The sequence below is a fragment of the Corynebacterium sp. LaCa_70 genome, from assembly GCF_058182015.1.
The window spans coordinates 86554-112117 of the sequence record NZ_CP190914.1 but is presented as its reverse complement, the minus strand read 5'-3'; the positions used below and the strand labels follow the sequence as shown (position 1 = coordinate 112117).

At 55.4% G+C, this 25564-nt stretch carries 24 protein-coding genes; 8 read left to right on the top strand and 16 right to left on the bottom strand.

What is annotated here, in order from left to right:
* Position 1: 1 nt before the first annotated feature.
* From paaD to paaI, 5 genes are all read right to left on the bottom strand, one after another.
* Positions 2–541, bottom strand: coding sequence for a 1,2-phenylacetyl-CoA epoxidase subunit PaaD (gene paaD, locus ACP8MI_RS00510; RefSeq protein WP_049149681.1), 540 nt, complete (start codon positions 539–541; stop codon positions 2–4).
* Positions 542–575: 34 nt separating this feature from the next.
* On the bottom strand, positions 576–1409 hold the full coding sequence (paaC, locus tag ACP8MI_RS00505; RefSeq protein WP_284589371.1) for a 1,2-phenylacetyl-CoA epoxidase subunit PaaC: 834 nt from the start codon (positions 1407–1409) through the stop codon (positions 576–578).
* Positions 1406–1705, bottom strand: a complete 300-nt coding sequence (gene paaB, locus ACP8MI_RS00500; protein WP_049168018.1) for a 1,2-phenylacetyl-CoA epoxidase subunit PaaB — start codon at positions 1703–1705, stop codon at positions 1406–1408. Before paaB ends, paaC begins: the two co-directional genes overlap by 4 nt.
* A gap of 60 nt (positions 1706–1765) precedes the next feature.
* Positions 1766–2749 (bottom strand): 1,2-phenylacetyl-CoA epoxidase subunit PaaA, encoded by a 984-nt coding sequence (gene paaA / locus ACP8MI_RS00495; protein ID WP_337891658.1) that lies wholly within the window; start codon positions 2747–2749, stop codon positions 1766–1768.
* A gap of 205 nt (positions 2750–2954) precedes the next feature.
* Positions 2955–3401, bottom strand: coding sequence for a hydroxyphenylacetyl-CoA thioesterase PaaI (paaI, locus tag ACP8MI_RS00490; protein ID WP_337891657.1), 447 nt, complete (start codon positions 3399–3401; stop codon positions 2955–2957).
* A gap of 190 nt (positions 3402–3591) precedes the next feature.
* On the opposite strand from paaI, the gene ACP8MI_RS00485 reads away from it, so the two are divergent.
* The 3 genes from ACP8MI_RS00485 (at position 3592) to ACP8MI_RS00475 (ending at position 7137) form a co-directional block, all read left to right on the top strand.
* A complete protein-coding gene (locus ACP8MI_RS00485; RefSeq protein WP_201809631.1) occupies positions 3592–4236 on the top strand; it encodes a TetR/AcrR family transcriptional regulator in 645 nt (214 codons plus the stop codon).
* Between the two features lie 217 nt (positions 4237–4453).
* Complete coding sequence (locus ACP8MI_RS00480) at positions 4454–5764, top strand: AMP-binding protein (protein ID WP_490290676.1); 1311 nt, start codon at positions 4454–4456, stop codon at positions 5762–5764.
* A gap of 53 nt (positions 5765–5817) precedes the next feature.
* The gene (locus ACP8MI_RS00475; RefSeq protein WP_284589369.1) at positions 5818–7137 is read left to right on the top strand and encodes an MFS transporter; all 1320 of its coding nucleotides are present in this window, start codon (positions 5818–5820) and stop codon (positions 7135–7137) included.
* Positions 7138–7253: 116 nt separating this feature from the next.
* Here ACP8MI_RS00475 and ACP8MI_RS00470 read toward each other — a convergent pair whose 3' ends face one another.
* Complete coding sequence (locus ACP8MI_RS00470; protein ID WP_152671660.1) at positions 7254–7958, bottom strand: ATP-binding protein; 705 nt, start codon at positions 7956–7958, stop codon at positions 7254–7256.
* A gap of 247 nt (positions 7959–8205) precedes the next feature.
* On the opposite strand from ACP8MI_RS00470, the gene ACP8MI_RS00465 reads away from it, so the two are divergent.
* On the top strand, positions 8206–9597 hold the full coding sequence (locus ACP8MI_RS00465) for an aldehyde dehydrogenase family protein (RefSeq protein WP_490290747.1): 1392 nt from the start codon (positions 8206–8208) through the stop codon (positions 9595–9597).
* A 56-nt stretch (positions 9598–9653) separates the two neighbouring features.
* On the top strand, positions 9654–10319 hold the full coding sequence (locus tag ACP8MI_RS00460) for an MOSC domain-containing protein (RefSeq protein ID WP_284589368.1): 666 nt from the start codon (positions 9654–9656) through the stop codon (positions 10317–10319).
* 13 nt (positions 10320–10332) lie between these two features.
* Here the strand turns inward: ACP8MI_RS00460 and ACP8MI_RS00455 are convergent, their stop codons facing one another.
* The 6 genes from ACP8MI_RS00455 to ACP8MI_RS00430 all read right to left on the bottom strand — a co-directional run bounded on the left by ACP8MI_RS00455 (position 10333) and on the right by ACP8MI_RS00430 (position 16834).
* Positions 10333–11112 (bottom strand): HpcH/HpaI aldolase family protein, encoded by a 780-nt coding sequence (locus tag ACP8MI_RS00455; RefSeq protein WP_018120277.1) that lies wholly within the window; start codon positions 11110–11112, stop codon positions 10333–10335.
* Positions 11097–11882, bottom strand: coding sequence for a 2-oxo-hept-4-ene-1,7-dioate hydratase (gene hpaH / locus ACP8MI_RS00450; protein ID WP_027018359.1), 786 nt, complete (start codon positions 11880–11882; stop codon positions 11097–11099). Before hpaH ends, ACP8MI_RS00455 begins: the two co-directional genes overlap by 16 nt.
* A 35-nt stretch (positions 11883–11917) precedes the next feature.
* Positions 11918–13012, bottom strand: coding sequence for a 3,4-dihydroxyphenylacetate 2,3-dioxygenase (gene hpaD, locus ACP8MI_RS00445; RefSeq protein ID WP_018120279.1), 1095 nt, complete (start codon positions 13010–13012; stop codon positions 11918–11920).
* Between the two features lie 91 nt (positions 13013–13103).
* Entirely contained in the window at positions 13104–14621 is a 1518-nt protein-coding gene (gene hpaE, locus ACP8MI_RS00440) for a 5-carboxymethyl-2-hydroxymuconate semialdehyde dehydrogenase (protein WP_284589366.1), read from the bottom strand.
* Between the two features lie 12 nt (positions 14622–14633).
* Positions 14634–15329: a GntR family transcriptional regulator gene (locus tag ACP8MI_RS00435; RefSeq protein WP_144737530.1), complete on the bottom strand. Its 696-nt coding sequence runs from the start codon at positions 15327–15329 to the stop codon at positions 14634–14636.
* Entirely contained in the window at positions 15326–16834 is a 1509-nt protein-coding gene (locus ACP8MI_RS00430) for a fumarylacetoacetate hydrolase family protein (RefSeq protein ID WP_049168073.1), read from the bottom strand. Before ACP8MI_RS00430 ends, ACP8MI_RS00435 begins: the two co-directional genes overlap by 4 nt.
* Positions 16835–17056: 222 nt before the next feature.
* On the opposite strand from ACP8MI_RS00430, the gene ACP8MI_RS00425 reads away from it, so the two are divergent.
* On the top strand, positions 17057–18421 hold the full coding sequence (locus ACP8MI_RS00425) for an MFS transporter (protein ID WP_049168074.1): 1365 nt from the start codon (positions 17057–17059) through the stop codon (positions 18419–18421).
* A gap of 241 nt (positions 18422–18662) precedes the next feature.
* Positions 18663–20519: an FAD-dependent monooxygenase gene (locus tag ACP8MI_RS00420; protein ID WP_147579024.1), complete on the top strand. Its 1857-nt coding sequence runs from the start codon at positions 18663–18665 to the stop codon at positions 20517–20519.
* A gap of 9 nt (positions 20520–20528) precedes the next feature.
* On the opposite strand, the gene ACP8MI_RS00415 is transcribed toward ACP8MI_RS00420, so the two are convergent.
* The 4 genes from ACP8MI_RS00415 to ACP8MI_RS00400 form a co-directional block, all read right to left on the bottom strand.
* Positions 20529–21779: an ATP-binding protein gene (locus ACP8MI_RS00415; RefSeq protein ID WP_284589365.1), complete on the bottom strand. Its 1251-nt coding sequence runs from the start codon at positions 21777–21779 to the stop codon at positions 20529–20531.
* A 129-nt stretch (positions 21780–21908) separates the two neighbouring features.
* Entirely contained in the window at positions 21909–22739 is an 831-nt protein-coding gene (locus ACP8MI_RS00410; protein ID WP_490290675.1) for a VOC family protein, read from the bottom strand.
* Entirely contained in the window at positions 22739–23047 is a 309-nt protein-coding gene (locus ACP8MI_RS00405) for an RNA-binding S4 domain-containing protein (protein WP_284572186.1), read from the bottom strand. Before ACP8MI_RS00405 ends, ACP8MI_RS00410 begins: the two co-directional genes overlap by 1 nt.
* Positions 23048–23080: 33 nt before the next feature.
* Positions 23081–23809 carry an SDR family oxidoreductase gene (locus tag ACP8MI_RS00400; RefSeq protein WP_284589364.1) on the bottom strand — a complete coding sequence of 243 codons (729 nt, stop codon included), beginning with the start codon at positions 23807–23809 and terminating at the stop codon, positions 23081–23083.
* 45 nt (positions 23810–23854) lie between these two features.
* Here ACP8MI_RS00400 and ACP8MI_RS00395 point away from each other — a divergent pair, with 45 nt between their 5' ends.
* Positions 23855–24922, top strand: coding sequence for an AbrB family transcriptional regulator (locus tag ACP8MI_RS00395; RefSeq protein ID WP_147579020.1), 1068 nt, complete (start codon positions 23855–23857; stop codon positions 24920–24922).
* Positions 24923–25564 lie beyond the last annotated feature (642 nt).

The window sequence follows — 25564 nt, the reverse complement described above, 5'->3', positions numbered from 1 at the left end:
GCTAGTGCACCTTGAAATAATCGAATGGTTCAAAACATGCTTGGCAGTTATACAGCGCTTTGCAAGATGTTGAACCAAAATGGCTGATTTTTTGTGTCTTGGTAGAGCCGCAATGTGGACACACCACAGGAGAGGGCATACCAATTTGCAGAGGAATTGGACCACTGTTTACCGTGGCTGATTTACCGGTCGGAGGAGCGATCCCGTAGTCGCGCAAGTCTTTGCGACCCTGCTCAGTGATCCAATCGGTGGTCCAGGCTGGTTGCAGCACGACGTTGACTTCTGCCTGGTCATACCCTGCATTATGCAACGCGGCTACGACATCATCTGTAATTGTTTCCATTGCCGGACAGCCGGAATACGTGGGAGTGATTGTGGCGACAGCTGTACCGTTGGACAATTGTGCGTCTCGCAAAATTCCCAGATCAGCAATGGAAATGACGGGAATCTCCGGGTCAGTCACTTGCGCTGCCGCGTCCCATATTTTCGCGTCCGCCTGATCCTGCGGCCGTAATGGATGTGCAGTTTTCTTTCTAGACATAGACTTCAACTCCTTGCCCGCACCGCAGTACTATTTACCAAGTTGCACCCGGATGTTGCCGGGCAAGTGATTGCATTTCGGCCAAGATATAACCGCGTTGCTCAGAAAAACGACCAGTCCGCTGCCCGCTCATCGCTGGTTTCGAAGTCGGAACTTCCAGTCCAGCTTCACGCAGCACATACTGCACGCGCTCATCCCATTCTTCTCGCAAACTGGAGGGCAAGACTGCAACCCCTGATGGCGAGAGCTCTTCGTGAATTGGAAGATTTTCAAACAGCTCATCAACGTACGGCCACATATAATAAAGACCGTCTTCAATGCGCTGCTTAGATTCTTCTGTGCCAAGACCAAGCCGAAGAACCCACTGATTCGCATGATCCACGTGATATTGCGCTTCCTTCAAAGCTTTCGCAGCGATAGCAGCAATAGTCGTGTCACTGCTATTAACTAAACGCGCATATAAGCCCAATTGGTAATAGCTAAACAAGAATTGTCGCGCAATGGTTTGCCCAAAGTCCCCATTTTCCTGTTCTATGAGCCGGGCCGAACGGAATTGTTCTTCATTACGAAAATATGCGAGGTCATCTTCGGTTTTATCCCAAGCAGTACCTGCGTAGCTCAGAAAAAAACGCGCATGCCCGATCAAATCCAACGCGATGTTCGCCAAAGCGACATCTTCTTCCATTTCAGGCGCCCGAGAAATCCACCACCCAAGCCGTTGTCCGAGCATCAGCGCATCGTCGCCAAGCATGAGTGCATATCGTGCGGTGGTCTCGTCGGCACGCGCATCGGATTGTTGAATGAACTCGGCCGTAATCCCTTCGCCTTGATTTTGCTTCGTAGCGGATTCAGTATTAGCGAAACTCATAGGTGGGCCACTCCTTCAGATTTTTCGTAGTACGTCGCATGGCGGTAGTTCTTGCCAGAGGCTGATTCGAAAAATCCACCTTTGGAATCTGGGTCAGAAGAGGTAATTGCTTCTGAGGGCACCACCCAGACAGAGGTTCCTTCATTCCGTCGCGTATACAGGTCACGTCCATTACGCAGGGCCATCGTGGCATCGGGGGCATGTAAAGACCCGGCATGCACATGGGATAGTCCACGGCCGGAACGAACAAACACTTCCCACAGCGGCCATTGGTTCTTCGTATTACTTTCAGTCATGAGTTTTGCGTTCTCCTTAGAATTCATGCAACGGCGTTAGTAGCTCATCGCTACGCCCGATTACGCACTCAAAGCCATATCGACGTGTTGATATTTTTCGGCATAAGCAGCGGCTGCTTCTCGGACCCACGCTCCGTCACGGTGAGCTTGCCGACGACGCTGCATGCGCTGCGTGTTGCACGGACCAGAACCATTGATCGTCGTGAAGAATTCGTCCCAGTCCAACTCTCCGAAGTCGTAATGACCACGTTCTTCATTCCATTTCAGGTCTGGATCTTCAAAGTGCAGCCCCAGTGCTTCAGCTTGGGGCACAATCATGTCGACGAAGCGCTGGCGCAATTCATCATTCGAGTGCCGCTTGATCTTCCACGCCATGGACTGTTGCGAATTTGGCGAGTTATCGTCGGTAGGACCAAACATCTGCAACGCAGGCCCGTACAACCGGTTAATTGCTTCTTGCGCCATCTGCTTTTGCTCTGGAGTGCCGTGCGACAGCTCATACAAAATTTCCCAGCCTTGGCGTTGGTGGAAGGATTCTTCTTTACAGATTCGCACCATCGCACGCCCATACGGTGCATACGATGCACGGCAAAGCGGAACTTGATTGCAGATCGCTGCACCGTCGACAAGCCAGCCAATTGCTCCAATATCTGCCCAGGTGCGTGCTGGATAATTGAAGATTGAAGAGTATTTTGCCCTGCCGTCGAGTAGTGCCTCGACCATGTCGTCCCGGGAAGTTCCAAGGGTTTCGGCTGCCGAATACAAATACAGCCCATGACCTGCTTCGTCCTGTACTTTCGCCATCAGAATTGCCTTGCGCTTCAACGACGGCGCCCGGGTGATCCAGTTGGCCTCCGGCTGCATGCCGATGATTTCTGAGTGTGCATGCTGCGACATTTGCCGCACCAAGGTCTTGCGGTATTTCTCCGGCATCCAGTCCGTCGGCTCAATGCGTGAATCGTCAGCGATGATCTGCTCGAAACGCTCTTGCCCCTGTTGATCCAACGTGGATGAGGTAGCCGTGTTGATGTCAGTTGCAGTCATGGTTTCGCTCCTAAACCGATGGGATATTAACTGATCGTTCGGTCAGTATATGCGATAGGTGTGATCTGCGTCAAGTGATTTGCTTCTACTTTGAAAACAAACTCTTGACCAGCCATTTCTGGAGCAAAATTAAACAGGCAGCTGCTATCCCACGACCTGTGGCACCCCTAGAAAGTGCCGTTATCGTAGCTCAACATTGCGCGAGCTATCGGGAATCGATCTGCCGGAAAGTTCCCCGGAACTCCGCCACTGTTTTGCCTGCAGGGTTTTTCACCGTCACATCAACGATTCCATTTTTGCCATACGCTTCCTGCAGCTTCGCCGTCGCCGTAACGATCTCACCTTGAAATGCAGGCCGCGCATAATGGATCGAGCAAAAAGCAGCCACCGCGGTTTTTCCCGCCGCGTTTGCCATGGCCGCAAAAATGGAATCCGCAAAAGTAAAAAGCATCCCACCCTGCGCAGATCCAAATCCATTACACATGTCCGGTCGGATCAGCATCTCCCCCGAAGCCGTCTCAGCTGTAATCCCCGTCAATTTCATCCCCATCATCGCACTGCATGCGTCTTTCGCAAACATTTCCCTCACGCGGCGAAATTCTTCAGTTTCTGCAACTCCCTGCACGATAATTCCAGATGTCATGAGGTCCATTCCATTCTTTTTGCTAGCTAAGCTTTTTATAGAATGGAACCTACCATAATTTGCGATCTACATCACTATTTCACTACAGTACCCCGCCGCCGGGCCTCATGACAGAAAACCCAATCCTGCACAGAACCGCCTCGTGGTCTAACCTAAATGATTGGATTACATACATTACATTGCTTCCGGAGTAGCCCCGATGACCGATCATTCAACCGCCGCCACGCCATCTTCACGGAACTCCCAACCAACTCGCGGCCGCCCCGGAAATTCCAAAGACGACATCCTCAAAGCTGGAGTTCGGGAATTTAATCAGCACGGCTATGAAGCAACCAGCATGGGCAAGCTCGCTAAAGCGTTAGGCCTAACCAAGTCAGCGATTTATCATCACGTGAATTCCAAGGAAGAGATCTTGGAATACGCAATCGATGTCGCACTGAACGGATTAGACGGCGCATTTCAAGCAGGCACAGAAAGTGCCGACCCCGTCGAAAATTTACGGCAAATCATCCGACATTCCACAGAGGTACTGTGCGCCAACCCCGAGGAAGTAACTCTCCTACTCCGACTACGCGGCAATTCACCGGTAGAAAATCAGGCCCTGCAACGCCGAAGAAATTATACCCAGACATTAGTGACAATGCTCCGCGAAGCGCAGGACAACGGAGATGTCGCACCGTCATTAGAACCCGCAACAGTAGGACGCCTGATCTTCGGCATGATCAACTCAATAACCGAATGGTATGCCCCAAACGGATCCCTCTCGGCAAATGAATTAGCGAAGACCATTGAGTCAGTGGTCTTTTCAGGAATTTCCGCCAATAACCCCCATCCACAGACATAAGTCTCCGTCTTGTCCCGCATGACGGGCACTGCCAGCAGTTTTCCTTCACTAAGCAATTTTTTCCTGACAGTGTTTGTAATCACAAACAAAATGTGTAAGCTGACTCACAGGCCAATTTACTGATTGATAGGTCAGTTAATGCAGTTGGCGGCTTGCTCCCGCTGTTCACTCGGCGTATGGAGCACATCGCACTATTCCCCAGCGTGAAGGAAATCTCATGACAGTTGCTACACCAAGTGACATCTATTCAGATCATCACGGTCCGCAGATGGGCATCGAATATGCCTCGCGTGACGAAATCATCGCGCTACAAACTGCGCGCGCAAAAAATACCTTGCGCCATGCGTACTACAACGTGCCTCATTATCGCCAAGCTTTCAACGAGCAAGGTGTTCACCCGGATGATTTTAAAGAACTATCAGATCTCGCCGCATTCCCTTTCACCGAAAAGGAAACACTGCGCAGTAACTATCCCTTCGGCATGTTCGCTGTAGAGCAAAGAAATGTCGCGCGTATCCACGCATCTTCCGGCACCACCGGCCGTCCCACCGTCGTTGGCTACACCGAAAATGACATCCGCGTGTGGGCCTCATTGGTAGCGCGTTCTCTCCGAGCCGGCGGGATCTCCGCACGAGATAAAGTGCAGATCACTTTTGGCTACGGTCTTTTTACCGGTGGTTTAGGAGCTCATTACGGCGTAGAAGAGCTGGGATGCACAGCCATTCCAACCTCTGGAGGCCAGACCGACCGTCAAATCCAAATCATGCAAGATTTTCAACCGGACGCCATCTTAGGCACGCCGTCATACCTCCTCAACGTTCTCGACCAGATGCGCGCAAAAGGCTTGGACCCGCGCGAATCCAGCCTGCGGGTTGCAATCTGCGGTGCCGAGCCTTGGAGCGAAGGAATGCGTCGTGACCTGGAAGAAGGTTTTGGCATCGACGCCACAGATATCTACGGATTATCCGAGGTGATGGGGCCAGGCGTCGCACAAGAATGTGTAGAGACCAAGGACGGTTTAACTGTGTGGGAAGATCATTTCTACCCAGAAATTGTCGATCCAAAAACTTTACAGCCAGTACCTGACGGTGAAGTGGGAGAACTCGTGATCACCCCGCTCACCAAAGAAGCATTCCCTATTATTCGTTACCGGACGCGCGACCTAACCCGGCTTCTTCCTGGCACTGCACGCTCGATGCGCAGGATCGACCGCATTTCCGCACGGAACGACGATATGATCATTTTACGCGGCGTGAACTGCTTCCCTTCACAATTCGAAGAACTCATCGTCGAAGATAAAACACTGCGCCCTCGCTATCAATGCGTACTCGAAAAGCAGGACCGAATGGATGCACTCACCCTGCTCATCGAACATGCGCCCAACGTTTCTGAATCCGAGATCACCGCAGCACGAGACCAGCTTGGCAAAAAGATCAAGGACCGCATCGGAGTTTCCGTCAAGATCGACATTCGTGACCACGTTGATTGCGGCGAAGGAAAAGCTAAACGCATCGTCGACAATCGCTAAGTCAAAAGTCCAGTTTTACCGCGCCTAGCGCCCGAACCCCATGAGGCACCATCATGACAACACAAGCCCCAGCTTCATCAAAGAAGCTCACGAAAGAGCATAAGAAAGTGCTCGCCGGTTCCGTAGCTGGTACCACTATCGAATGGTTCGACTTCTTTATCTACGCACAAGCGGCAGGACTGGTTTTTGCCACCTTGTACTTCGATCCAGTCGGTAACAACAACCCATCTTTGGCTCAGATTATTTCCTGGGCCTCACTCGGAATCTCATTCCTCTTTCGTCCATTAGGCGCGGTTTTGGCTGGGTACCTCGGCGATCGATTCGGCAGAAAGATTGTCTTGGTCCTTACCCTCGCAGGAATGGGAGGAGCAACTGTTGCCATTGGCTTCCTACCGACATACAGCTCAATAGGAATGGCTGCCCCGATCATCCTGGTTCTGCTGCGCATCCTCCAAGGATTATCCGCTGGCGGTGAATGGGGAGGCGCAGCAATGCTCGCTGTTGAACACGCACCTCAAGGCCGACGAGGATATTTTGGATCGTTCCCCCAATTCGGTGTACCTGCAGGAATGCTCTTGGCGACGATCTTTATGTTAATCCTTTCGTCTATCCTCAGCCAAGAACAGTTTCTTGAATGGGGATGGCGTATCCCATTCATTTCTTCGATCGTCCTTATCGTAATTGCGTTTTGGATTCGCGCATTGGTTGCGGAGTCCCCAGTATTCGCTGAAATGCAAAAGCTGAAGCAACGTTCCTCAGCCCCTGTCCGCGTACTTTTCAAGAATCACTCGCCAACCGTCATCAAAGCGGCCTTGATTTTCGCCGGTAACAACGCCGCTGGTTACTTGATCATCGCTTATTTCACCTCGTATGCAACTGGAGTTGTTGGACACAGCCGCACCTCCGCACTATTCGTTGCATTGCTCGGTGCTATTGCATGGCTCGTCGGCATGTATATCTCAGGTGGTCTGTCTGACCAAGTGGGCCGGAAAAAGCTTTTCACCATCGGTTATATCCTGCTGGCTTTATGGGCGGTTCCTACGTTCATGCTCATTGACACAGGATCACTATTCCTCTACGCCTTCGCGATCATTGTCATGGGTCTTCTGCTCGGGCCATCGTATGCTCCACAATCCGCGATGTATGCAGAGATGTTCCCCGTCAGCGTTCGTCTTTCAGGCGTATCCATCGGCTACGCACTCGGGTCAATCATCGGTGGCGCATTCGCTCCAATGATTTCGGAAATGGTCTTTAACGCTACCGGAACCTCGATTTCTATCGGCGTCTATATCGCGGTGGTTTGTGTAATCTCCTTGATCGCCGTTCGCACAGTGCCAAACGGAATCCAGGATCGCGATCTCCACGCACACTAATGCCGCCCAGCTATTCAAGCACTCCGGTGAATAGCTAAATGGCACAAATTTTCACGCTGCACTAGAAGGAAGCTCTAGTGCAGCTTCTTGTTTTTCGCAAGCATGACAAAATTCGATTAATTTCCCAAGTAGGTATATTCAAAGCGTTCCCCAATACTCACAGCATCAGTAATGATGTCCTGCGCATTGGCGGATCCCGCGCATATTGTCATCAACGGTAAATCAGGCGACTCCGACTGCATCTGTTGCCAGGCATAGCTTAAAGCACGTAGAGTTTCTGCATCGGCATCCTGCACGTCATCAATTAGCAGAATAGCTCCGCTGTTAACTACTCGCTCTTGTTCGCCAACGAACGACATCACTTCTTGTAGCTGTCGAGACAGGCTAACTCGAAAACGAGGCGCCGGGGATTCGGCGATACCGGCAGCTTCCACGTCGCGATCACAGAAACTTTTAGAAGTTCGTTCCAGCAAATCCGAGAATTTCTGACGCGCCGATTCTGCCCAAGTGCCACTAATACGTCCACATTCCCGCAATAAGAAATCTAAAAATACCCCATCACCAGCAGATGCCCAGATTGTTGAGAAGTTTCGTTCCTCCGCCAATTTTTGCACAGCCCGAAGAAACATAGTCTTGTCTGCGTCTCGAGCCCCTTCGAAAACTTTAATACGGCCCTCTAACCCCGGATCATCAGACATGAAGACGAGCGTGCGTTCTATATTTTCTAATTCACGTTCTCGGCTCGTTAGATGGTCAGCGTCATGCCTCGGCGCATGAGGGCGACGCTGCGTCATCTTTCTCTCCGTTTTCTGGTTTGTCATTCAAGGAATACCAATTCCACCAAATTAAACTTGAAGGCTCAAGTCTTAAGCAGGTCGTTGCCATTTCTGCACGCCCTGCTTACGCACCATTCACCTTGTTGATAAACAAGGTAATCGAAACCGTTGAGCTCTGGTGATAATGAACATAATCGGATATGATTGACCTCACATAAATCATGCTTCTTTTCTGGAAACTAAGGAGTTCCCCGTGTCCGAAACCCCCACCCTCACCACCTACGACGCCATTATGAACGCCATCACCACTGACGTTGGTAGCGACGGCAGTACTGAGATTCACAACCCCGCTACCGGCGAAGTGGTTGGCAGCTACCAGATCCAAGACGAAAACGATCTCAACGATGCTGTGGCTGCCGCACGTGCTGCGCAACCAAACTGGGAAGCGAAAGGCGATAAAGCTCGCTGCGAGCTGCTGAACAAGTTCGCTGATGCCATCGAGCAAGCCGCAGAACCACTGGCCAAGTTGCTTTCGCAAGAGCAAGGCAAACCACTCAACGGACCCAACGCCCGTTTCGAGGTCGACGCATGTGCGGCTTGGTTGCGTGCAACCGCATCGTTTGACTCCCCGGATTACACCGCCGTTGATGATGACATCACCGCTACCGTGCACTACCGCGCGCTTGGGGTTGTTGGTGCCATTGGTCCATGGAACTGGCCGATGATGATCACCATCTGGCAAATCGCACCAGCACTACGCATGGGCAATACCGTCGTGGTGAAACCATCTGGGTATACCCCACTATCGGTTTCTGCATTGGTCGCTATTGCCAATACTGTACTGCCGAAAGATGTGTTGCATATTGTTACCGGTGATGGTGGGGTTGGTGCAGCACTGACCACCCACCCAGGAATCGACAAGATCATGTTTACTGGTTCAACTGAAACCGGAAAGAAAATCATTGAGGCTTCTGCCGGTAATATCACCCGCCTAACCCTGGAACTTGGTGGTAACGATGCTGCCGTGGTGCTGGATGATGTCGACCCACAAGCAATTGCTGAAGATTTGTTCTGGGGTGCGTTTATTAACACCGGGCAAACCTGTGCTGCAGCCAAGCGTATCTACGTTCCGGATGCGATCTATGATGAACTAGCCCAGGCGCTGGTAGCTGTTGCCAAACGCATGCCGATGGGGCAAGGCCTTGATGAAAACAACGTGCTGGGGCCGCTGCAGAACAAAGCGCAGTTCGACATTGTTGATGGTTTGGTCAAAGCCGCTAAAGATGGTGGCGGGCGTGTGCTTGTTGGTGGTGACCCGGATTATGATGCGCCAGGATTTTTCTACCCGGTAACGATTGTCGCTGATATTGATCCGGATAATCCATTGGTTGCTCAAGAGCAGTTCGGCCCTGCTGTGCCGCTGATTCGGTATTCTGAATTGGATCAGGCGATTGCGTGGGCGAATAGTTTGGATGTGGGTTTGGGTGCGTCGGTGTGGTCGGCGGATGCGCAGAAAGCCCGCGAGGTGGCTGGTCGTTTGCAGGCCGGTACTGTCTGGATTAATAAGCATGGTGCGGTGGATCCGCGGGTGCCGTTTGGTGGTATTAAATCCTCCGGTTACGGCGTGGAGTTTGGTACTGAGGGGTTGAAAGGCCTGGCGTATCCACAAGCAATCAACACTTAGCACGAACCGCTACAGAGCTGAGAAACTAACCAGAAAACCAGCCATAATTGGTTGGCATGAAAGTACTTTCCACCAACGTCGCCGTCCGTCGTGCCGATCCGAGTGGGCGCCATGAATACACGGGCATCGACAAACAGCCGCAGCCCGCGATCGAACTCAAAATTCCCGGCCCACACTACGGCGATGGGTCCGGGATCATCGGTGATTCCATCGGCGACCACCAACACCACGGTGGCGCCGAGAAAGCCGTTTACGCCTTCGCGCGCGAAGAACTCGATTACTGGGAAACCGAACTGCACCGTGAATTCCGTGACGGATTCTTCGGCGAAAACCTCACCACCAGCGGAATCAACCTGGCGGAACTGCTGATCAACCAACAAATAAAAATTGGCGATGCACTTTTAGAAGTTTCTATCCCCCGCAGCCCCTGCGCCACGTTCGCCGGCTGGATCAACGAACAAGGTTTTCTGAAATCCTTCACCGACCACGGAGACTGCGGCGCATACTTCCGCATCATCACGCCCGGAACAATCACCGCAGGTGACAGCATGGAATTCGTCGGCAAGCCAGACCACGACGTGACCATGGGGATGGCCTTCCGCGCGAAAATGGGCGATATGGAACTAGCCCGCCACGTCGTCAAGATCGGCTGCCTGGCGCCAGTGCATCACGAACAGCTGCGCACAAAAGTTGCCAAATACGACGCGCGGCAGCAGCGCTAAGGCAACCGCTTGCCTATTTCACGAACTTATCCGCTAAGCCCCGGGCCGCACCAGCAAGCAGCTGCACGTCGGCGCCAACCAGGACGAATGACGCGCCGGCGTCCAAATAAGCTTGCGCCTGCTCCAAATTAAAAGCATTCACGCCAACCGGTTTGCCCGCATCCTGGCATGCCTTCATCGCGCGGGAGACGGCATCCAGCACATCTGGGTGAGTCTGCTGGCCCAGCACGCCCATCGAGGCAGCCAGGTCAGAAGGCCCAATGAACAACTGATCCACGCCATCAACGGCGGCGATCTCTGCCGCGTTGTCCACGGCAGTCGCCGATTCCAGCTGGATAGTCAGGCTCACCAGGTCGGATGCATTTTGCAGGTAATCTTCCACGGCATTCCACCGCGACGAACGTGCCAACGCGGCACCGACCCCGCGCACGCCTCGCGGCGGGTAGTGCATAGCGGCCACCGCATCGCGGGCTTGCTCAGCGGTATCCACCATCGGCACCATGAGATTCTGCGCACCGAGATCCAGGTACTGCTTAATCAAAGCGGTATCGCCCACCGGCACGCGCACCACGCGGGTCGCACCATACGCATCAGTGGCACGCAGCAGATCAGTGACGGTTTCCAAACTATACGGCGAGTGCTCGCCGTCGACAAGCAGCCAATCAAAGCCTGCGGAAGCAACGATTTCTGCCGCGACCGGCGAGCCCGAAGAAATCCACGCACCGACCTGCGGGCCGGATTCTTGTTGCAGCTGCTGGGCAAACGTGCGGGGCAGTTTTACTGGAATCGGCATGTGATGGTTCCTAGCTTTCCATAATCGGCGTGGACGGTATCTCCTGGATGCACCCACATTGGTTTGGTGAATGATCCTGCCAAAATAATATCCCCGGCGCGCAAGTGCTCATCGTGCGCATGCAGTTTATTAGCCAGCCACGCCACACCCATGGCCGGGTGATTCAGCACTGCCGCCGCAACCCCAGTATCTTCAATCGCTTCGTTGCGGTACAACAACGCGGACACCCACCGCAGGTCCACAGCATCCGGTGCCACGGGGTTTCCCCCATAAATCATCGCGCCCAGGGCAGCATTATCCGAGATCGTGTCGACGATAGTGCGGCCCTGCATTTCAATCCGGGAATCCAAAATTTCCAGAGCAGGAACGACGTATTCGGTAGCGCGCAAAACATCAAAAATGCTTGCCGACGGGCCGTGCAGATCGTCTTTCAGAACAAATGCCAGCTCGACCTCGATACGCACGCTGGAGAAACGGTCATGGTCGATCACGGAACCGTTTTCAAAAATCTGGTCTGCGAAAATCGCCCCGTAGTCTGGCTCGGTGATGCCGGTTGCCTCTTGCATCACCTTCGAGGTCAGCCCGATTTTCCTGCCGACGAGCTTACGGCCGTCGGCGATCCCGCGACGAACCCATTCTGCCTGCACCGCGTAGGAATCCTCCACGGTCATCTCCGGAAAGCGCTTGGTCAAAAGCTCCACTGGTTTGTGGTCTTTTTCCGCCTGCGCAAGTTCGTCGGCAATGGCTATCTGCTGCTGTTTGCTCAACATGACGTTCCTCCTTGTAGCCTGATCCCCGCCTAGGTTTACAGTTGGTTGCCCAGCTTGTATTCGCCCTTCTTCCAATCGGGAAGCTTGTCTTTATCGTCGTCCGGGCGGGTGTACGAGAAGCCGTCGGCACCAATGGTCTGCTCCATCTCGGAGGCGTCGGTACGCGAGGTCAGCGGAACCGGGTTGCCGTCTAAATCCAGAACGAGTGATCCCTCGCTATACCAGGACGGGACGACTGGCGTGCCCCACCAGTCGCGGCGCTGGTTATCATGAACGTCCCAGGTCACGGCCGGGTTGTCTGGGTCTCCGGTGTAGTAATCCTGGGTGTAGATCTCGACGCGGTGTCCATCTGGGTCGCGCAGGTACAGGTAGTACGCGTTGGAAACGCCGTGTCGACCTGGGCCTCGTTCAATGCGGTCCGATTCACGCAATGCACCCAACTTGTCGCAGATAGCGATGATGTTGTGCTTTTCGTGTGTCGCAAATGCGATGTGGTGCATACGCGGGCCATCGCCACCGGTCATAGCGGTATCGTGCACGGTGGGCTTCCGGCGCATCCAGGCTGCATATACCGTGCCCTCAGAGTCTCGGATGTCTTCTGTGATGCGGAACCCGAGATCTTCCATGTAGCCCACTGCGCTCGGGACATCCGGGGTGATCTGGTTGAAGTGGTCCAGACGCACGATTGCACCTGGGATGTGTGCATCGTAGCTCCAGGCAAGACGCTCACGGTGTTCTACTTCGTAGAAGAATTCATAGGGAAAGCCCAGCGGATCCTGTACGCGCACGGAATCACCAATGCCTTTGACGAATCCATCTTTGTTTCGTCGCACCTCACAGCCACGCGCTTTATAGAATTCCTCCGCCAGGTCAAGATCTTCCGGGCTGCGCACACGGTAGGCAAACGCCGCCACCGCAGCCTGCTCACCTTTCCGCAGCACCAAGTTGTGGTGGATGAATTCCTCGTAGGTACGCAGGTAGATCGCATCATCATCCTCGTCGGTCACAACAAGACCGAGCGTGTCGACGTAGAACTTACGGGAAGCTTCCAAATCCGTAACGACGATTTCCATGTAGGCACAGCGCAGGATATCTGGTGCTTGAACTTTTGGAGATTGGGTATCAGTCATGATGACTCCTTAAAACAGAGGGCTAGCGCCAGATCAGGAGCTGACCTGGCACCGAGGCGGCATGAGGGGTGGGCGGCGCAGCTAAATGGGCTTAGTCCTGCTTGCCGAACACAGGGTTGTGGACTTTGTCCAGGTTGATGTGAACTGCTTGCTGGTCGGTGTAGAAGTCAATCGAGCGGTAGCCGCCTTCGTGACCGAGCCCGGAAGCTTTCACACCGCCGAATGGGGTGCGCAGGTCACGGACATTGTTCGAATTCAGCCACACCATGCCCGCTTCCACGTTTTGCGCGAAGTTGTGGGCGCGCTTCAGGTCGGAAGTCCACACGTAGGCTGCCAGGCCGTACTTGGTGTTGTTCGCCAGTTCCAGGGCTTCTTCTTCGGTATCGAATGGGGTAATGGCGACGACTGGGCCGAAGATTTCTTCTTGGAAAATCTTCGCATCCGGTTTCACATCGATGAATACGGTTGGCTGCACGAAGTTACCCTCCGGGAATTCCTCCGGGCGCTCACCACCAGCGGCTAGGGTGGCTTCCTTCTTGCCGATTTCGATGTACGAGGTCACCTTTTCATAATGTTCTGGGTGTACCAGCGCACCGACTTCTGTCTTCGGATCCGACGGCAGGCCAACCTTGACGCGCTTGGCCTGCGTAGCATAGCGTTCGACGAACTCGTCGTAGATATCACGCTGCACCAGGATGCGCGAGCCTGCGGTGCACCGCTCACCGTTCAACGAGAACACGCCGAAAATGCAGGCATCGATCGCGGTTTCCATATCCGCATCATTGAAAACGATGGCTGGAGACTTACCGCCCAGCTCCATCGACAAGCCCTTCAGGTGTGGTGCGGCATTGGCGAAAATTGCCTGGCCGGTGCGGGATTCACCGGTAAAGGAAATCAGTGGTACATCTGGGTGCTTGACCAGTGGATCACCGGCATAGCCTTCTTCACCGTAGCCATTGACCAGGTTGAATACGCCCTTCGGCAAGCCTGCTTCCTCAAAGATTCCTGCCCACAGCTGCGCTGAAAGCGGGGTGAACTCGGCAGGTTTCAGCACCACGGAGTTACCCGTCGCAATAGCTGGAGCCAGCTTCCAGGATTCCAGCATGAACGGGGTGTTCCACGGGGTGATCAAACCAGCGACGCCGATGGGTTTGCGGTTAACATAGTTGATCTGGCGGCCCGGCACCTTATACGCATCATCTGCCTGCGCGACGATGAGATCCGCGAAAAAGCGGAAGTTTTCCGCGGCACGCTTGGCTTGGCCGGTGGCTTGCGTGATGGGCAGGCCGGAGTCAAAAGATTCCCAGGCAGCAAGTTTTTCCGCACGCGTTTCGACGACGTCGGCAATGTTGTTCAGCACGCGAGCCCGCTCACGCGGAAGTGCGTTGGACCACGTGCCATTGTCAAAAGCTTCCTTCGCGGCAGCGACTGCTCTATCGATATCCTGCGGTTTACCCGATGCTGCAGTGATATAGGTTTGGTTGGTCACTGGGTCGACAACATCGAATTCTTCGCCATCAATGGATTCTACGAATTCACCATTGATGTAGTGCAGGATCTTTTCTGGAAGATCACTAGGTTTAGCTGCATCATTATTAATTGCGTTCATTGTTGGCTCCTTTTACTGGTAGCTATCCGTAGCTGTGTTGTTTGGTTCTGTAGTTTCGCGGTAACTGCGTGCTGTCGCCATGCGGTGTTCCAGTGCTTTACGGCTGAGATAATCCGCATCCGCCCCCGCTTCCATGAGGTCGACAAGCTGCGCATGCTCGGCAACGGATTTGCTGGCGCGCTGCGGAACATAACGAAATGTGGAAACCCGGTGATAATTCAACTGTTGCCACTGTTCACGCAGTAACTTCATCAGGCGGCTATTCGGGCATTTATTGAATAACACCTCATGAAATTGTTGGTTGAGCCGCGTGAATTCCTCTGGTTCTGTGGCAATGTCGAGCTGCTGCATCTGGCGATTAAGCTCGCGGGCTGCAGCAAAATCTTCAGCGCCCAGGTGCGGTGCCGACAGCGCGGTGGCCGCGGCTTCCAACGTGGCGACGATTTCCATGGTTTCGAAATAGGCGTTGCGGTTATGCATCGTCACTTTTGCGCCCACATTGCGCTCGTAGGTGACCATGCCTTCTGCTTCCAGCTGACGAATTGCCTCGCGGACAGGTACGACGCTGACCTGGAGTTCGTCGGCAAGAGCAGACAAGACTAAACGGTGACCTGGTTCAAATTCGCGCGTGCGGATCTTTTCGCTGATCCATGCATAAGCGTGCTGCGATTTGGACTGGACCGCCGAGTCCCTCAAAGAAGTTGTCATGCCCCCTCACTATCACGGAATTGCTGATAGGCCTTTTTGTTTTCCCCAGTCGGAGGGAACAAACCGTCAAGGCTGGCGCCTTCAGCAACCCGGCCTGCGACCCATTCATCTTCATGCTCTTTCGCCAGCGCGCCGTCGGCGATTTCTTCGGCTAGTTCGCGTGGAATCACGATCACCCCATCATCGTCACCGACGATGACGTCGCCAGGAACAACAGTGGCGTTACCACAGGAAATAGCGATATCGCTGTCCCACGGCACATGTTTGCGGCCAAGCACGCACGGGTGTGCACCTTGCGTAAAGACGGGCAGCCCGATTTCACGTACTGCTTCATAGTCGCGGACTCCGCCATCGGTGACCACGCCTGCAGCACCGCGGGTTTGTGCCCGCAGCGCCAAAATATCGCCGAGCGTGCCCGAACCTGGTTCTTGGCGGCCTTCGATGACGATGACTTCGCCTTCGCGAACGGTATCGAAAACTTTCTTTTGCTCGTTCAGGCCGCCGCCGTGCTTTGTAAACAGGTCTTCGCGGCCTGCCACAAAGCGCAGCGTACGCGCACGGCCAACCAGCTTGGTGCCTTTTGTCTGTGGGTATACGCCCTCAATCACGGACTGGTTGATGCCATGTTTACGCAATTGCGCAGACAGCCCGGCGGTTGGGGTTTTCTTGAGCTTGTCGACGAGTTCTGCGGGCAGAGCCTGCTCGGATTCTGCAGTGTTGTCGCTGTCTTCTTGGCCGACAGGTGGTAATCCTGCTGATTCACGGTCGCCGAATGCATCTTCCCGGAGTTTGTCGTCTGTGTGCGGCAGGCTGCCAACCTCTGCGTTGAATTCGCCTGGGCCTTCGACAACGGTGGTGCGCAAACGACCACTGCTCATTGTCGTCTCGGCGCCAGGAACATCAACTTCTACTTCCACGACGTCGCCAGGCACAATCACGCTCGATCCACGCGGGGTGCCAGTCAAGATGATGTCGCCAGGCTCTAGCGTCATGTGCTGCGATAAATCAGCGACAAACTGTGCAAGTGGGAAAATCAGGTCTTTTTCTGTGGTGCCATCTTCCTGCACAACGTCACCATTCACCCAGGTGCGCAAGCGCAGCGTGGCTGGGTCAATAGCGGAAGCATCCAGTAGCTCCGGACCGATCGGGGTGTATCCATCGCGCGATTTAGAACGGGTATTAGACCCTTTATCCTGCGATTTATAGTCATACAAACCAAGGTCATTCGATGCGGTGACATAACCGACGTAATCCCAAGCGTCGGCAAGCGAAACGTTGCGGGCTGACTTTCCGATGATCAGCGCGATTTCACCTTCAAAAGCCAACAGTTCAGTACCCGCAGGGCGCTCCACCTCCGAGCCAGAAGCCGCAAGAGTGCTCGTGGCTTTCAGAAAATAGCTGGGCTGTTTCGGACGACGACCGCGCTGAGCCGCACGGGACTCGAAAGCGACGTGGACGGCAATGACTTTGCCCGGTTTCTCCGGAAGGATGTCAGGAATAGCCATGAAGAATCCTTTTCTGTGAAGAGCATTTTCGACGAGCTTTCGGACAAGCACTTGCCCAAATCGTATATCATCCCTAACATCACTGCAAGTGGTTCAATTCACACCCTAGTGGTATATATAAGTCTCCACACACCACCGCGTTGGTGCCCACGCAGGCAGCAAGGCAGGATCAACTAATCCCACACTCCGCCTACCTCCCACAACACCCCCGAAAGGACGTTTATGTCGATAACGCCCACCTCTGCCACGATCTCGGCGAAAGAACGTCGCCGCGTCGTTGCGGCGACCACCATCGGTACCGCGATCGAATGGTACGACTACTTCCTCTACGCCGCCGTCGCTGGCCTGGTGTTCAACCAGCTCATGTTCGGCCCACTCGAAGGCGGTTTGGCGACGATCGTCTCCTTCGCCTCAGTTGGCCTATCGTTCCTCTTCCGCCCGTTGGGCGCATTCTTGGCTGGCCACTTCGGAGACAAAGTGGGGCGACGCACCGTTTTGATGGTCACGCTATTCGCCATGGGTGGCGCCACCACGCTGATTGGCTTGCTGCCGACGTATGACACCTGGGGAATCTGGGCCCCGATTTTGCTGATCACCTTGCGCATAATCCAGGGAATTTCCGCAGGAGGCGAATGGGGATCAGCAGTGCTGCTGGCCGTTGAACACGCCCCGAACGATAAGCGCGGCTTGTACGGCGCCGGTCCGCAGATCGGTGTACCTATCGGCCTGCTGATGTCTTCTGGCGTGCTGTCCATCATGAACACCGTCGCGCCCGGCGATGCCTTCCTGGAATGGGGCTGGCGCATACCGTTCTTGTTCAGCATCGTGCTGGTCATTGTCGGTTACGTCATCCGCATGGGGGTTGACGAATCCCCGGTTTTCCAGGAAATCTCCGAACGCAAAGACGCGGAAGCTTCCAACCCCATCGGCATTTTGTTCAAGCGCTACCTGCCGCTGGTACTGACCGCGGCACTCGTTTTCGCTGGTAACGGCACCGTTGGATACATGACTACGGGCGGTTATATCCAGAACTACACCACTAACCCTGACGGCCCCATTGGCCTAGCACGCGGCGATGTCTTGAACGCCGTGACGCTGTCGGCGGTGACCTGGATGCTCTCAACCCTGCTCGCTGGCTGGGTCTCCGACTATATCGGTCGCCGAATGACCTACCTGATCGGATTCATCCTCCAGGGCATCGGTGCCGCCGCGCTGTTCCCACTGGTCAATACCGGATCATTGGGCATGCTGTACCTGGCATTGATTGGCCTCACCGTAGGCTTGGGCCTGACCTACGGTCCACAGTCCGCGCTATACGCGGAGCTATTCCCGGCCTCGATTCGCGCCTCCGGCGTATCCATCACCTATGCCATCGGATCCGTGCTTGGTGGCGCATTCGCACCCATGATCGCCGCAGCGTTGTTAGAAGCAACCGGTACGACTTTCGCCATCTCTGGTTACCTGGTCAGCGCTTGTATCGTCGGTTTCATCTGCGTATTCCTTTTGCGCGAACGCAAGGGAATCCCGCTGGGGCCCGAGCATGAGCACGAGCAAATGACTGGGCATTTCACGTTCAGCGCAAAGTAAGTAGCCAGCAGCCAGTAACCGGCAATCAGTAATCAGCAATCAAGAGACGTGCATATAACACTTCCAAAAAACTGTTGTACAGATCGCAATAATCATATATGATCCTTGGATAAGACCCAGTTCACAGATCAAAGGATTATTTGATCTAGCTCATAAATTCTCCCACCGCTATCTCATGCGATCACCTTCCCGGAACCGATTACGCACACGCGGTGTCGAATAAGCAGCAAGGAGCAAAACAGTGCAGTTTCACCACAATGGCTACGTCTCTCAGGATCCACGCGTTCTTCCTGCCGCAGGATATGGCATTAATCGTGCAGAAGAACTCCCGGAGACCATGGACGTGCTCATCGTCGGCTCCGGCCCAGCCGGCATGATTGCTGCTGCCCAGCTGTCAAGGTTCCCGAATATCAATACCCGCATTATCGAACGCCGCCCACACCGTCTTGAGCTCGGTCAAGCCGATGGTATTCAGGCACGTTCCGTAGAAACCTTCCAGGCTTTCGGTTTTGCTGCTGAAATCACCGAAGAAGCCTATACGATCACCGAGATGTCATTCTGGAACCAGGACCCAGAAAATCCAGATGCCATCACACGCGGTGCGCGCCCCATTGACGACGAACATGGCATTTCCGAGTTCCCACACCTGATTGTGAACCAAGCCCGCGTCTTGGATTATTTCGCCCGGGAGGCTCAGCGCGGGCCAGCGCGGATTACACCGGATTACGGTTGGGATTTTGTTTCCTTGGAAGTCGGCGACCTGTCCGAAGAGTACCCAGTAACCGCCGTGGTTGAAAATGCTGCGGGCGAGCAGCGTACCGTCCGCGCCAAGTACGTCGTGGGTTGTGATGGTGCCCGTTCCAAGGTGCGCAAATCTATCGGCCGCAGCTTCCAAGGCAACCAGGCAAACCATGCTTGGGGCGTGATGGACGTCGTCGTCGATACGAACTTCCCGGACTGGCGGACAAAATGTGCAATTCATTCCAAAGCCGGCTCCATCCTGCACATCCCGCGCGAGGGCGGGTACCTCTGCCGAATCTATGTGGACCTCGGTGAAGTGCCAGAAAATGACAATCACAAGATCCGGGAAACCCCGATTGAGAAGATCATTGAGAAGGCAAACGAGATCTACTCGCCATATTTCATCGATGTGAAAATGGTTGCCTGGCACTCCGTCTACGAAGTAGCACACCGGCTTGTCGACGGCTTCGACAATGAAAACACCACCCCGCGCGTATTTTTGACCGGCGATGCCTGCCACACGCACTCCGCAAAAGCAGGCCAGGGCATGAACGTGTCCATGCAGGATGGTTTCAATATCGCCTGGAAACTCGGGCATGTTCTCGACGGACGCGCCCCGGAAGAACTGCTGTGCACCTACCACGGCGAACGCCAACCAGCCGCGGAAAATTTGATTAACTTTGACCGCGAATGGTCTACCTTGATGGCTACCCCACCAGAGCAGCTGGAGTGCCCTGACGCGGTGGAAAAATACTATGTTGAAGCCGAGGAGTTTGCAGCCGGTTTCCGGACCCAGTACGAGCCCAACATGATCGTCGGCGACGCTACCCATCAGGATTTGGCGACCGGCTTCGACGTCGGCAAGCGTTTTAAATCCTATGAAGTACTACGCCGCTCCGATGCCCTGCGCACGCATTTGGGTCACCAACACACAGCAGATGGCCGCTACCGTATTTACGCGTTCGCGGATCGGCCACAGCCCGGCGCAGAATCACAGATGACTGCCTGGGCGGACGCAGTCGAGGCGATCGTCGCCAAGTTCACCCCGACTGACCAGGATGAAAACGCCTATTTTGATATCAAGGCGATCTACCAGCAAACAAACCACTGGGATTGGGAAATCCTGGATGCGCCGCGGCTGTTCCGTCCGCGCAACGGCAAGTTCCAGGTCCCAAACTGGGACAACGTCTTCGGGGTGGTTTCCGAGGAGCATGACATCTTCGAAGCCCGCGGAATCTCGCGTGATGGCGCGGTAGTCATCGTGCGCCCGGACCAGTACGTCGGTGCGGTGTTGCCGCTGGATAAGCCCGAGGCCGTGGAGGAATATTTCGCCCAGGCTTTGCGCCCGCAACGGTAAATACCTGAATTATTCCCCCAGCACAGTCAGCGGGACGACGATGACGCCGTCGTCTCGGCGGTACGCCAGGCCGCTCGGGACCACCACGACGAGTGCTTCCGGCGGCCGGATAATTTTTGCGCTGACGCGTAACAAGTTTTCCGCCGCTGCATCGATGGCGTGCTGGCCAAGTTTCACCTCACACCCGATCCACGCACCATCGGCTGCTTCCACAACCGCGTCGATTTCATCCCGGCCTTTCGCATCACGGTAATGAAAAACCCCGCGCGCTTTATTTTTTTGCGCATACACTCGCAAGTCATGGACCACCTGGCTTTCAAATAAAAATCCGAGCGACTCGGGCTCTGCCAATAATCGATCGGTATTCGCCCCGAGTAGTGCGGCTGCCAGCGAAGGATCGCACAAGTGCCGCTTCGGTGTTTGTAATACGGCAGTCCGTGAACGCAGTTTTGGTGCCCAGGCTGGTTGATCCTCGGTTAAAAACATACGCTCCGCGAAATCATGTAGCGCCGATGGCGCGGTTTCTCCGATGGGCAGTGCCGCAGCATCATTCATCCTGCGGCCAATCGCACTAAAAGTAGCAGGTTGCGCCGATAAACCAGCGATCGCCTCCAGAAACGCGCGGATCCGACGTGGATCCCGGCGCGGACCAGCAACAGAAGGAAAATCGTGCTCACACGTGTCGTCAAGATATGAGTGGTTCATCTCTACTGCGGCCTCGTGCGACATATTCAAAGCGCCCGGCCAGCCACCTCGGACAACACGCGCGATGAGTTCGGAAAAATCACGTTCCGATTCCGCGATCGCAGGTGATTCCCCGCGCAATAACGCCCCCAAAGAAACCTCCCCGGTGGAATCGCCAGTTTCCTGCAGCGTCATCGTCCGCATGCGCAAGCGACGAAACCGCCCCGCCCCAGAATGGCGCATTGGATGCTCATCGGGAGTAGCGGAACCAGTCAATAAAAATTGCCCTGCTTGCCGACGACGGTCCACCTCGTGGCGCACTTCATTCCACACTTCCGGCACTACTTGCCACTCGTCCAGCAAACGCGGAGTTTCGCCGTGCAGCGCGGTGGCGGGTTGTTCGCGCGCAAGCACTGCCCGCTTATCTGCAGAATCGAGATAAATTTGGGAAGCCGAAAACTGCGAGGCGCTTTCGGTTTTCCCGCAAGCACGTGGACCTGCGATCACTACGGCCGGCGCAGACTCCAGCGCCGTCGAAATCGACTGGTCAAGATGGCGTTTTTGATAATCATGCACACCCTCAGCCTAGCAGCCTGCGGCATTTCTCCACTCATGACTGCCGGATTTCTCCGGTAGAAGCTACCGGATTTCTCCACCTGAAGGTGCGGCATTTTTCCAGCCGGGGTGCAGTAGGCGCCGCACCCTCTACGGCAGGTCGATGCCGTCCAACGGGTCTTCTTCGCGGCCGTCTTCTGGGGCTTCTTCTACCTCGCATAAGGTGACGGTGGCACCGGTCGGGTCCGCGATCAAGCACAGGCGCCCAAACGGCGAATCCCACGGCTCACGGATAACTTCCCCACCCAACTCGGCACAACGACGCGCGGCCGCATCGGCATCGGCAACCCCCAAATACGTCTGCCAAAATCCCTTGACCTGCGGCGGGAACTGCCCTTCAGCCTTCCACAAGCCCGCGAACGGCGCACCGTCGGCCATCGCCGCGGCATAGGTCCCATTCGGATACACACCATCGGCATCGGGTTCCTCGTCGGTCAGCGTGCGGATGCCCCAGTCAAACAGCTCGTGGTAAAACTCCACCGCATCCTCAAAACCGGCATTGCAGGTCAACTCATGCCACACCGGGGTTGACGGCTCACCAGCGGCGATGAACTTATCCTCGCCCGCGGGCTGCAGCAGCCCAAACAGGCCACCGGCGGCGTCGGCAAGCACGGTCATGGTGCCTAACTCCACCTCACGCGGGTCCGCCAACACACTACCGCCGAGCTTTTCCACCTTCGCGATGTCACCGGCGATATCGGCGCTCAAGAAATACGTCACCCACGTATCCGGCGCATTCGTGCCCTCCGGCTGCGGAATCAGCCCAGCAACCGGCAAACCCTGCAGGCGTGCGATGCGGTAATCATCACCGCTGATCTCCCAACCCAACAGCTCGGAATAAAACTCGGCCGCGGCCTGCGGGTTCGAGGTGGTCAGGTCCGCCCAATACGGCATGCCAACTTCAGCAATAAACGTGGGCATTACAGGTTCCTCCACTTCTCGGGATCAAAATCGTCGTCGGCGGTGGCCTCGTCGAAGTAATCGTCGTCGGCAAGATCATCTGCCGCAGCCACCAGCACGCATTCGTCGTCAATGCAGACCACATCGCCGGGATGCAGCGCGGCGCCACGCTTGTCGACGGGCGCGCCGTTGACAGTCACCGCACCGGCGGCGATCAGCTCTTTCGCCTCCCCGCCGGTGGCGACCAGGCTGGCCAGTTTGATGAATTGGCCGAGCTTGATCGACGCACCACTGATGGGGATCGAGGGGTAATTATCCGCAGTCGTCATAGCGGCCAGGTTACCGAACCGCGGCGGTGTTCCTTACACCTGGTCGCGCGGGGTGATCTGCATGGTGTCGATATTCATGTGCGCCGGTAGTGCCGCGACCCAGCGCACGGCCTCGGCGATGTCCTCGGCGCTCAGGTTCAGCTTGTCGGCATAGACCTCGGCGGCCTTCTCGGCATCACCGCGGAAACGATTCAGCGAGAACTCCTCGGTGGCCACCCGGCCGGGATCGATCTCGGTCACCCGCAGCGTACCCGGGTGTTCCAAGCGCAGCACCCGGTTGAATGCGCGCACCCCGTGCTTGGCGGCGTTATAGCCCGCACCACCGGCATACGGGGTCCAGCCAGCGACCGAACCAATATTGACCACCAGGCCAGCGCTACCTTCCACCGCCAGCAGCGACGGCAAAAACGCCTTGGTCACGCGCACCATACCGGCGACGTTGATCTCATACATGCGGTCCCAATCTTCCAGCGAGGATTCCGCGATCGATTCCAGACCAATCGCCCCGCCGGCATTGTTCACCAGCAGGTCGATGCGCCCAACGCTGGCGGCCAGCTTGTCGACGCTGTCCTGGCTGGTCACATCCAGCTGGTGCGCGGTAGCACCGATTTGTTCTGCGAGTTTCTCCAGCCGGTCCATGCGGCGGGCGGCGATGACCACGCGCCAGCCGTCGTCGGCAAGAGCTTTCGCGGTGGCGGCGCCAATCCCCGAGGACGCGCCGGTGACCAGGGCGGTTTTCTGCTGAGTAGTCATGGCACACATGGTAGTGGACGCGCGGGGGCTGTGCGGCGGGCTACAGTGGAAGCGATGACTCTGTTTTCCTGGACACCGCATTCGTGGCGTTGGTTCCTGCTCGCACCGGCGTCCGTGGCGCTCGGTTGGGCGCTGGATGCGGTGGGGTTGCCTGCGGCGTGGATCATTGGCGCGATTGTGGTGGCTGGCACGTGGAGCTTGTCGACGGGCGAGCAGCTGAATGTGCACCCGCTGTTTTATCGGTTTGGGCGCGGGATCATCATGACGCTGGCGGCGGTGCCGTTGACGCAGATTCCGGCGGCTGACCTGCTGCATTTCCTGCTTCCCGGGTTGTTTGTGACCGCGTTTACCGTGACCGTCGGCGTGGCTGGTGGCGTGTTGTTATCGCGTGCGCAGCCGCGGCATATCAGCCCGGAAACGGGTGTGCTGTCCATGTTGCCGGGTGGCGCGTCAGTGGTATCCACGCTGGCGATCGACTTCGGGGCGAATTTCCGCTACGTCATGCTCACGCAGTATTTGCGGGTGCTGGTGTTATCGCTGACATTGCCGGTGATCGTGCATCTGTTTATGAGTGGGCAGCTGCACGAGAAGGGTTTGAGCAACGATAGCCCCTGGTGGATGCTGCTGGTTTTCGCCGCGATTGCCCTGGGCGCTGAGCCGGTAGCGCGGAAGTTACATGTGCCTGCGGCGACGGCGTTGGGGCCACTGTTGGCGACGGTGTTGGCGGCCGCGCTGCTTCCCGACGACGTCGAGGTGGCTCCGCCGGCGTATTTGGCGATTGTCGCGTTTTTGTCCATCGGCTGGGTCTGCGGTGGTTCTTTGCAGCGCGATACGCTGGCGTTTTTCGCGAAGCAGTTGCCCGCGACTTTCGCGTTCTTGGGTGCACTGATGGCGGTGTGCGCGCTGAGTGCGTGGCCGCTGACGGGGTGGCTGGATATTTCGTATTTCGAGGCCTACCTGGCCACCAGCCCTGGTGCGCTGGAGACGGTGCTGGCGTTGTCCGCGGAAGGTAGCGCGGGCGCCGAGGTGGTGGCGATCCAGATCATCCGCCTGTTGGCCGTGTTATTGCTGGCCAGCTGGTTGCCGCAGGTGTTGCATGGGGTGCGGAAACTGCGGCGGTAGGTGCGTTTTGACCGGTGGACGCAGTATGAACTGAGGCCAGACTTAACAAAAGATGATAAGCGCTGAAGTCTCGTGAAAGCTGCTATCGTTCACTCAAGACACGTAAAGTAAGGAGCGGCTAATTATCTATAAGGCGTTACTCAATGGGCTACTTGGTATAGCCATTGGCGGAATTGCGATCCTTATAGTGTGGGTCACGCTTCCCTCCCCTGAATCTCCTTGGTTCTTCTTTGCCGCTTTTCTAGCAATAACCGCTATCAGTGCTGTAGCTGAGATCATCCAAGGTTTAATAAAAAGAAAGAGAAGCAAGCCGGACTCAGACCCAACCTGAACATAACACTCAACATAACACCGGTGTTATGTTATGTGGGAGGTTAAGGTGTTATGTTCGCTCACTATACTCTTTTTTGGCAACATGCTAACCCTTTGACCAGTAGCTTTAGCTCACCCGGCGCAACATAACACTACTTAACACAGGGTGTTATGTTGAGTGGGAAGTTAAGGTGTTATGTTGCGCTAGGCTTGACGGTTTCACCATTAAAAGCACCTCTTAATTTTCGATTACACCGATGGCATTCGGAATATCACAGCAGTCCCCACTCGGTGTTATATTTAATCAACGACGAAAAACCATTGGAGGTA